6 protein-coding genes are annotated in these 9,202 nt (G+C 37.4%); 2 read left to right on the top strand and 4 right to left on the bottom strand.

Translation table 11 applies throughout. The features are described 5' to 3' along the window. On the top strand, positions 1-1,582 hold a 1,582-nt coding region (locus F6K40_RS09410), incomplete at its 5' end, for a CHAT domain-containing protein (protein WP_293134597.1). Positions 1,583-1,933: 351 nt separating this feature from the next. Here F6K40_RS09410 and F6K40_RS09405 read toward each other — a convergent pair. The 3 genes from F6K40_RS09405 to F6K40_RS41565 all read right to left on the bottom strand — a co-directional run bounded on the left by F6K40_RS09405 (position 1,934) and on the right by F6K40_RS41565 (position 6,229). Next, complete coding sequence (locus tag F6K40_RS09405; RefSeq protein ID WP_293134594.1) at positions 1,934-2,374, bottom strand: Hsp20/alpha crystallin family protein; 441 nt, start codon at positions 2,372-2,374, stop codon at positions 1,934-1,936. Positions 2,375-2,601: 227 nt separating this feature from the next. Continuing rightward, on the bottom strand, positions 2,602-3,042 hold the full coding sequence (locus tag F6K40_RS09400) for an Hsp20/alpha crystallin family protein (protein ID WP_293134591.1): 441 nt from the start codon (positions 3,040-3,042) through the stop codon (positions 2,602-2,604). 373 nt (positions 3,043-3,415) lie between these two features. After that, entirely contained in the window at positions 3,416-6,229 is a 2,814-nt protein-coding gene (locus F6K40_RS41565; protein WP_293134588.1) for a DUF7948 domain-containing protein, read from the bottom strand. A 760-nt stretch (positions 6,230-6,989) separates the two neighbouring features. On the opposite strand from F6K40_RS41565, the gene F6K40_RS09390 reads away from it, so the two are divergent. Next, positions 6,990-8,153, top strand: coding sequence for a hypothetical protein (locus tag F6K40_RS09390; RefSeq protein WP_293134585.1), 1,164 nt, complete (start codon positions 6,990-6,992; stop codon positions 8,151-8,153). 86 nt (positions 8,154-8,239) lie between these two features. Here the strand turns inward: F6K40_RS09390 and F6K40_RS09385 are convergent, their stop codons facing one another. Then, entirely contained in the window at positions 8,240-9,130 is an 891-nt protein-coding gene (locus F6K40_RS09385) for an alpha/beta fold hydrolase (RefSeq protein WP_293134603.1), read from the bottom strand. Positions 9,131-9,202: the final 72 nt, after the last annotated feature.

Here is a 9,202-nt window from a genome sequence, read left to right as displayed (position 1 = left end):
CGTGGTATCAGCGCCAGTAATTCCCGAAACTGCACCCAACGTGGTATCAGCGCCAGTAATTCCCGAAACTGCACCCAACGTGGTATCAGCGCCAGTAATTCCCGAAACTGCTCCCAACGTGGTGTCAGCGCCAGTAGCTTCAATTCTTGTAACTGAAAATATTGCTCCATCTAACAATCAAGTATTAAATCCTGCTACTACTCAAATTCTCCAATCAGTCCGAGGTAACAGCACTATCACAACCAGCAATAATCCTAACCTGCAAAACCAAGTAAGCGATACTCTGAAAGGCAACCTGAACACAGATACCACCACCGCTTTACGAAACATCAATATTGTGAATAGCACACCCCTATCTGTAGCTGCCAATTCCACAACATTGATCAACATAGAACAAGATCGCAACAATGAATTTGCCGACTACTTTGAGTTTGACTTATCAAGTACCGCATCTACAAAAAATATCCGGGAAGTTCTAACTGATATCGCCAGTCAAACAGGTAACAACTCAGCTATTATCTATGTCACCGCTTACCCAGACGAAATACAACTGGTATTATATACACCAGATAGCGAACCCATACTCAAAACCGTTCCCGCAGTTAACCGCGAAGAACTAATGAAAGTAGTATTAAAGTTCCGCGCAAATATCACCAATCCTGCTCGTCGTCAGACTAATAGTTATCTACCACCAGCACAACAATTATATGATTGGTTGATTGCACCCATGTCGGCAGAACTAGAAGCAGCTAATATCGATACCCTACTCTTCAGCATGGATGAAGGTTTGCGTGCTTTACCTGTAGCAGCATTACACGATGGAGAACAATTTTTAATCGAAAAATATAGTCTCAGTTTAATTCCCAGTGTCAGCTTAATGGATACCAACTATCGACCGCTTCAAGAGACCAGAGTATTAGCAATGGGAGCGTCTAACTTCAAGGAATTAAACCCCTTACCAGCAGTCCCCGTAGAATTGGAAACTATTTCCCAAAAATTATGGGAAGGCAGTAAATTTATTAATGAAGAATTTACCTACAATAACCTCTTAAGTGAACGACAAAATTATCCTTATCCTATTATTCACTTAGCTACTCATGCAGAATTTAAACCAGGAAGAGCAAATAATTCTTACATTCAGTTGTGGGGTTCAGAGCAACTCCAGTTAGACCAAATTAGAGAGTTAGGGTGGGATGAACCAGCAGTAGAATTGTTAGTTTTGTCAGCTTGTCGGACTGCAGTAGGAGACAAAAATGCCGAATTAGGATTTGCCGGATTAGCAGTAGCAGCAGGAGTCAAGTCAGCTTTAGCAAGTATTTGGTATGTGAGTGATGAAGGAACATTAGGGTTAATGACAGAATTTTACGTTCATTTGAATAATGCCAAGATTAAAGCAGAAGCACTACGACAGGCGCAGTTAGCAATGTTGCGAGGGGAAGTGGTTATTGAAGAAGGGGAGTTAAGGGGAACTGGTATTCGTGGAGCAGTAGTATTACCGCAGGCGTTAGGGAAGGTTGAGAATCAAAATTTATCTCATCCTTATTATTGGTCTGGGTTTATGATGATTGGCAGTCCCTGGTAAGAGAAGTTATATCATGTCCGGTTGAATAGTTACATTTTCGAGGAGGTAAGGCAGAAGGCATCCCCCTTACCCCCCTTTGAAAGGGGGGGGAGGCAGAAGGAAAGAAAAGGTACTTACGGGAAAAGGTTTTTTGATCACTGATTATCCGGACATGATATACAGCGCTTTTCAAATTGATGAACCACATCTTCACAAGCAAAACATTGTAGGGACGTTCCATGGAACGTCCCTACTGTGGTTTACCCAAATGAAAGCCGTACTTAGGACTTAAGCAGAAACCGGGTTGATTACCCTGGTTATTTCTTTGGGAATTACGAGTTGATCAACCCGGTTTCTTGTTACAGCTAAATATTAGCCAATATTGACCTTCACAACTTTATTTTTCTCAGCTTCAGCTTTGGGCAAATGTAGATATAAAATACCATCTTTATAGTCAGCTTTTACTTGGTCATTTTGAACCCTCGCAGGTAAAGAAATTACTCTTTGGAAACCACCATAACGAAATTCTGAACGAGTCATTCCTTGTGATTCTGTCTTAGTTTCTTGACGACGTTCTCCTTTAATTGCTACTGCTTCAGCAGTCACTTGTACATCTAAATCTTTCGCCTCTAAACCAGGAATTTCTAGTTTCAAATCAATTGCATCATGGTTTTCTTGCATTTCTGCCGCCGGTGTAAATGCTATGCCTTTTTCTTCTCCATTCATAGTCGGAGCAAAAGTCTCAAATAAATGATTCATTTCCTTTTGCAAAGAATCAATTTCACGCCAGGGGGAGAAACGAACAATAGCCATATTTTTAACCTCCTAAATTGATGTTTTATTTGTTAATTAATTTGTTGTTCATGTTTCTACTTTAGAGTAGATTTTGTAGTTAGTAAGTTCGGTAAATGGGAAAAATGCGCTCGCAATTGCCGTACTATTTTGTTTGATTCTACCTACGCAGAAACCGGGTTGATCAACTCGTAATTTTAAAATAAATAGGCATGGGAATAAACCCGGTTTCAAGTTGCAGCTAAAATTTAGCCGACATTAACTTTCACAACCTTATTTTTCTCAGCTTCAGATTTCGGCAAATGTAGATGTAAAATACCATCTTTATAGTCAGCTTTTACTTGGTCATTTTGAACCCTCGCAGGTAAAGAAATTACTCTTTGGAAACCACCATAACGAAATTCTGAACGAGTCATTCCTTGTGATTCTATCTTAGTTTCTTGACGACGCTCTCCTTTAATTGCTACTGCTTCAGCAGTCACTTGTACATCTAAATCTTTCGCCTCTAAACCAGGGATTTCCAGTTTCAAATCAATCGCATCATGGTTTTCTTGCATTTCCGCTGCTGGTTTAAATGCTATGCCTTTTTCTTCTCCATTCATAGTCGGAGCCAAAGTATCAAATAAATGATTCATTTCTTTTTGCAAAGAGTCAATTTCACGCCAGGGAGAAAAACGAACAATAGCCATATTTATTACCTCCTAAATTGATGTTTTATTTGTTAATTAATTTGTTGTTCATGTTTCTACTTTAGAGTAGATTTTGTAGTTAGTAAGTGTGGTTAATGAGAAAGATGCAATCGCAATTGCCGTACTGAGGACTGAAGCATAAATCGGGTTTATTACCCTGCTTATTTCTTTGAAAATTACAAGTCAATCAACCCGGTTTTTTTGAAGCTAAATATTAAACGATACCTGATAGTCAAAAAAGGAAAAGGTAAGTTTGAAAGCCAGAAAAACACAAAAAAAGCGAAATCAGTTTAATTGAGTTCAACATTTGTTTTTCATATCTGTTGATGGTCTAAATTTTTTCCATCCTTTCCTTGATTTTATTTTCAACTATTTAGTCTAAACTCGAGCCCGATCGCCCTTCAGCTTCACCAAATACAATAAAATGTTCAAATCCACTATTAAAAATAGCATTTTCTACTGCTAAAGCGACAATGGGATTAGAAGCTAAATAAAATCTTTCATCAAATTCAATAGTAGCTTCATCACGGCCTTCAAAAAACCCAACATTAACAAAATGCTCGAATCCACTATTAAAAACATCATCTTCTACAGCTTGACTAACACCAGGATTTTCCACTAAATAAGTAGCTTCATCAAACAAAAGACTAGGGTTACGCCCTTGAAATTGACCTCTCTTAATAAAATGATCTAAACCATTTATAAATAAACCATTTTGCACTTGTCTAACTACATCAGGATTATTATCTAAATAAAACTCCTCATCAAAATATATTTCTATGGGTTCGATTCTTTGTTCCGTCACATACTGAATAAAATTTTGAAAAGTATTAGGCGGGATAATATCTGAAACAATCTTAGCCACAAAAGCATTAGATTCTAAACTAAAACTATTTAAAGCATTAATATTTGGAAAATCTATAGAATCAGAAAAACCAACTACATAAGTATTCTGAGCAGGATCTATCGCAATACCATTTCCCGACTCATTCCCCACACCACCAATAGCGGCAGAAAAATCTAAAAACGTTCCATTACTAGAAACTTTACTAACAAAAACATCCTCCGATAATGCCAAACCAACTCCTTGTTGAAATTCATTAATAATTGGAAAATTCACAGAACCAGTGCTACCCGTAACATAAGCATTACCCAAATTATCTATAGCAATATCATTAGCAAACTCACTACTATTTCCACCTAAAAAACTCGCATATCCTAAACTATCATCCCGATTAATTTTTATCACAATAGCATCACTACTACCGCCTCCAAAGAAATTTTGAAATCCACTAAAAACCGGAAAATCTCCCACAGGAGAAATAGCAATATCTCCCTCAAGAATACGAGTTCCTGTCGTACCAGAAACATAAATATTTTCAGCTAAATCTATGGCAATACCACTACCAGCATCTCCGTCGCCTCGACCATAAAAAGTTGAGAAAAGTAAGTCGCTACCTTCTGGATTTAATTTAGTAATAAAAATATCGCTATCCCCGCCATAAAAATTTTGCAGAGGGTTCTGGAGCGGGAAGTCAAAAGACCTAGTTGAACCTGTTATATAAGCATTACTATTATTATCTACATCAATATCAATTCCTGAATCCAGATCGAACCCTCCTAACAAGGTTGAATATTCTAAAGTTCTGCCATTTCTTGATAATTTAGTCACAAAAGCATCGCGATTCACATTATTAGTAGTTTCAGTTTGAAAAGCATTTTCTGTTGTAGGAAAGTCAGCAAAACCTGGAACTGGATCGGCGGGAAATGGGGAAAAACCTCCCGTACTTCCTGTTACAAAAGCATTACCATTATTATCTACGGCAATACCTCTACTAATATCTTCATCTCGACCACCAAGGTAAGTAGAATATTGTACACTATTGCCTAAACTAGAAAGTTTTGTCACAAAAGCATCGCCGTTAAAACTTCCTCCACCATAAGTAGTTTGGAAGGCATTAACTGTTAGGAAATCTAGGGAATTAGTATTACCTGTAACGTAAACTCCACCATCAATATCTACTGCAATATCTATACCAAATTCATCGTTACTTCCTCCCAAATAAGTAGACCAAAGAACAGTTCCGTTTTGGTCGAGTTTAGTGACAAAAGCATCGTTATTAAAGACTGCTCCCCCACCATTAAAGTCTGGTTGAATAGCATTTAATGTGGGAAAATCAACAGAAGTAGTATCTCCAGTTATATAAACATTTCCGGCAACATCTACAGCAATACCATTACCACGATCAAAACCATTTCCGCCGATTAATGTGGAATATTCTACAGTGGGGTCGATAATTAATTCATAGTTGGGATTATATTCTCCAATGTCGAATCCTACTTGATTATTTCCAAGTAATTTATAGGCAACTTCTATTGGAATTTGCTCATCATTTATTTCTTGATAAGCAATTGGGGGTGCTTCAGATAATTCTCCTAATTTAGTATCTATAGAAAGAGTACCGTCGGCGAAAATACTAATTTCTTCAACTCCACTATAATTGAGAATAATTTCAGAAGTATTGCCACCGGGAGCGACAATAAAATCGCTTTTGAGATTGCCTTCTACACTGCTGTATATAAGGTCAATATTTGAATATAAATTTTCATACTCAATAGCGGCATAAGTCGGCAGATCGGTATGCCAATTATTAGAGTTATTACCTTGGAAAAAGTTAGCAACTCCCGGCAGTTTATTTAGAGGATTTATCTGAGGGTTGGAGTTAGCATTCTCAAAGTTTAATGTCACTACATCTGAGGTAGTTTCACCTTCTATATTTTGAGTATAACTAAAGATAATTTCATCCTCAGCAAATAGTAAATCGTAGTTATTTGCTTTTGCTAAATACTCAACATCAGAATTGTTGATTTGCCCTACATTTTCGATAAAACTAATCCCTGTGAGCAAGTCATTAGTTTCAGAGAAATCTGCCTGGGGTGTCTCAAATTCTTGTACTTCTAATTCGGGGGCTAATGTTTCTGAACTAGAGGCAATATTTAGATTATTAATTTTGCTAGTTTCAGAGAAATCTGCCTGGGGAATCTCAAATTCTTGTACTTCTAATTCGGGGAGTAATGTTTCTGAACTAGAGACAATATTTAGATTATTAATTTGATTACCTTCAGGCAAATTAGTTACAGGTAGACCTGTTAAGATATTTTCTGGTAACTCTAAGAAATTTGTCATTACTTTTCTCTAATAAAATCAACCATAAGATTAAAATATATAGTTAAACTAAAAAATAAATAATTATAGTTTTTTGGGGTTTAGTTATACTAAAAAGTATTGATATTTATCATAGCCCAGTTATAAATTAACCTTGACCATTTTTTGAATTCAAAATTAAAAATTTAAAGTTCGCCCATTGTGGGATCTAACCTAATTGAATAATTGTTTAATTCAGGACACAAGCTTCTCCTTTCAAGGAGAAAAAAGAAGACTAATATTTATTTACTTCAAGCCTCAGACTTCAAGCTGAGGTAATTTTGAATTTTTAATTAATAATTTTGAATTGTTTTGACAATCATCTACTTACATCATCAGAAGTTATTGATTTATAGTATAACTTGGTCTTGTATTAATTATACAATTACCTTTTAATACTAATCGGTAGCATTGGTGTAAAAAGAGTGTGGGAAGGGTGGGAAGTATGGGAAGTGTCGGAAGATTTGGTAATGGTTGAAGATGAAACATTTTTTCTACCGAATTAAGCAGACTCAATATTATACCTCTTACTGGTTTAGTCGTCAACGAGTCGTACTTTTTGTTTGCAAGTCGCTACACTTAGGTTAACCTATTTACCGAAAAAAAAGGTCTAAAGCCGACCCTTTTAAGGGGATAAAAAAAGAAAATATTCCTTATTTTAAGCCTCTGGCTAAACCCAGAGGTACTGTTAACGCAGTTCCTCCGATAGGAGGCTAACTGATAACTGAAATGACGCCTTCAAATGAACAACGAAAATAAGCAAAACCAAACCAACAAAATCGACTCCTTCTTAGGGAGAAGAATTATCGATCAGTTGCTTGCTCTTAAGGAAGAAATGACAGGGCGAATTGAGGAGATTATTGCGCTTATTGAGCAAAATTTCGATCGCCGTTTAGAAAATGCAATTCTATTTTTGGCAGGAAGCGGTGATGGTGAAAACTTGGAGGATAGTATTGGCTTCAATGAGAGCGATTCGCGGTTTGGCCATTCGTTAGCCATGTATTTGCAAAGTGGGGCAATGTTGACGGTTAAACAAGCTCAAACTGCACTCCAGATGATGCAGAAATACACCAAGACTCAACTCGAACCGAATGGGTATTCGCTGCCGACGACATGGGAGGAAATTTCGCATCAGTATCGCGAAAGGACGATCGAGATCGATCCTTCTCGACTACGTCTGGGTCTCCACAAGGATGAGGGCCACGACACCTGTATCGCCATTTATTATCCTGATAACGTTGAAGTCGCGACAATAGAAGAAGGCTTAGAAGAAAGCGCAGGTATTGAGGATGGCGAGAGGTGGCCTGTGTTGTCAGGCAATTGGGATTACGGCTATCCCCTCTGGCGGGCAGAAGGATTGGTGGCAGCAGCAAGGCACTTGATAGAATCTGGCTACAACGCTGGCTACAACTTTTATATCGATCCTGATATTGAGGCAGCCTACTATTTGTGGCAGGAGAAGCAAAAGGCAAAGATCGGCTCGGGGATATCTGTATCGTTCTCTCGCTCTGCAACTTCCTCCGAATCATCATCTAACGACACCGTAGATCCAACGGGCGATGTTCCCCTGGAGATGGTGAGGAATGTATTGCAACCAGGAGACTATTCAGGCGTTTGGCATGGTCATGCTGTTAAATTTTTGATCCAAGAAATATTTCCTACTGGAGAATTTAATGGTGTTGGTGAGTTTGTAGGAGGGCCACATAACGGAATTAAATTTGGGTTTACGGGTAAAGTAGATTTTGATGGTAGATTAACAATTTCAAGAGATGTTGGCATCGGATCTCAAGTTGCCAGCAATGCAAATTTTGAGATTGACGGCGACAGCATCGTTTGGCAAGGCTTGACAAAAGGACCAGGTATCGGGGATGCGGGATTGCCTTTTGAATTTCTGGCTCAGTCATAGGTTTGGGCAGGTACATACGCAGGAAAATGGCATGGCGATCCTATGGAATTCAATTTTCAATAGGAGCCGATGCGAGAAATATATCACTAATTTTCTCTAATAAAATCCAGAATATAATTAGCAGTAACTTCTGCTTTTTCCAAGTGAGGAACATGACCGCAATTAGGAATCCAAATCAGTTGAGAATTAGCGATCGCTCCCTCCAATTTAGCAGCATCACCAGTGCCCAAAATCTTATCATTTTCTCCCCACAAAATCAAAGTTTGCTGTTTTAAAGAAGGCAATTTATCTTTGAAATTACCATATCCACCACTTTTAGTAAAAGAAATTAAAGCTTTATTCCAACGAGGCATTTCTAGATGTAATCTGGCACAAATATTAGCATCTGAACTAGCAAAACTTTTATCAAAATAAGCAGCACGACTAATATTTTCTCGCACCTGGGGGCGACGCAAAAACTCTGTAGCAAAATAGTCAAGTGGAGGAAATATAAACTTACTAATAATTGGATTACTTTGCATTCCTGCACTATCAATTAATACCAACTTTTTTACAACTTCTGGATAAGTCAAAGTAAAATCAATAGCAGCAGCACCCCCCATAGAAGCACCCACCAAAATAACAGGTTTATCTATCAAACTTTTCCAGGAGTAATAAAGATGAGTAGCGATCGCTCCGGGATTAATTTTTAAATTAGGTAATCTATCTGTAAAACCAAACCCCAATAAATCTACTGCCCAAGTTTTATTTTGAGTGGCAAGTAATGGCAAAAGGCGACGATATTCAAAAATAGAACTATCAAAACCATGCAGTAATAAAATTGGAGTACCACCCTTACCTTTGGATAAAAAAGTTGTATTAATTGACTGAGAAATAAGAGGAGTAGAAATTGATTTATACTGAATATTTTCAGCAAAAGAAATAGATGTAGATTCGGTCAAATTTTCAGTTAATTTTGGCAAAAAATCAGGAAACATTGGCATTAATTAAAATTATTGATTGATTCTGACTAATAGTTTAACCCAAAATCTCTCATGGTTTTAGGTAAT

It is taken from the genome of Okeania sp. SIO3I5 (genome assembly GCF_010672085.1).
Classification (GTDB): Bacteria; Cyanobacteriota; Cyanobacteriia; order Cyanobacteriales; family Microcoleaceae; genus Trichodesmium.
Note: the sequence above shows the minus strand (reverse complement) of the source record. Positions and strands in the feature narration are given on the sequence as shown.

Bases quoted from the DNA above. Each gene is read 5' to 3' on its own strand.
- F6K40_RS09405 (WP_293134594.1), bottom strand. From the start codon at position 2,374: ATGGCTATTGTTCGTTTCTCCCCCTGGCGTGAAATTGATTCTTTGCAA.
- F6K40_RS09400 (WP_293134591.1), bottom strand. From the start codon at position 3,042: ATGGCTATTGTTCGTTTTTCTCCCTGGCGTGAAATTGACTCTTTGCAA.
- F6K40_RS41565 (WP_293134588.1), bottom strand. From the start codon at position 6,229: ATGACAAATTTCTTAGAGTTACCAGAAAATATCTTAACAGGTCTACCT.
- F6K40_RS09390 (WP_293134585.1), top strand. From the start codon at position 6,990: ATGAACAACGAAAATAAGCAAAACCAAACCAACAAAATCGACTCCTTC.
- F6K40_RS09385 (WP_293134603.1), bottom strand. From the start codon at position 9,130: ATGTTTCCTGATTTTTTGCCAAAATTAACTGAAAATTTGACCGAATCT.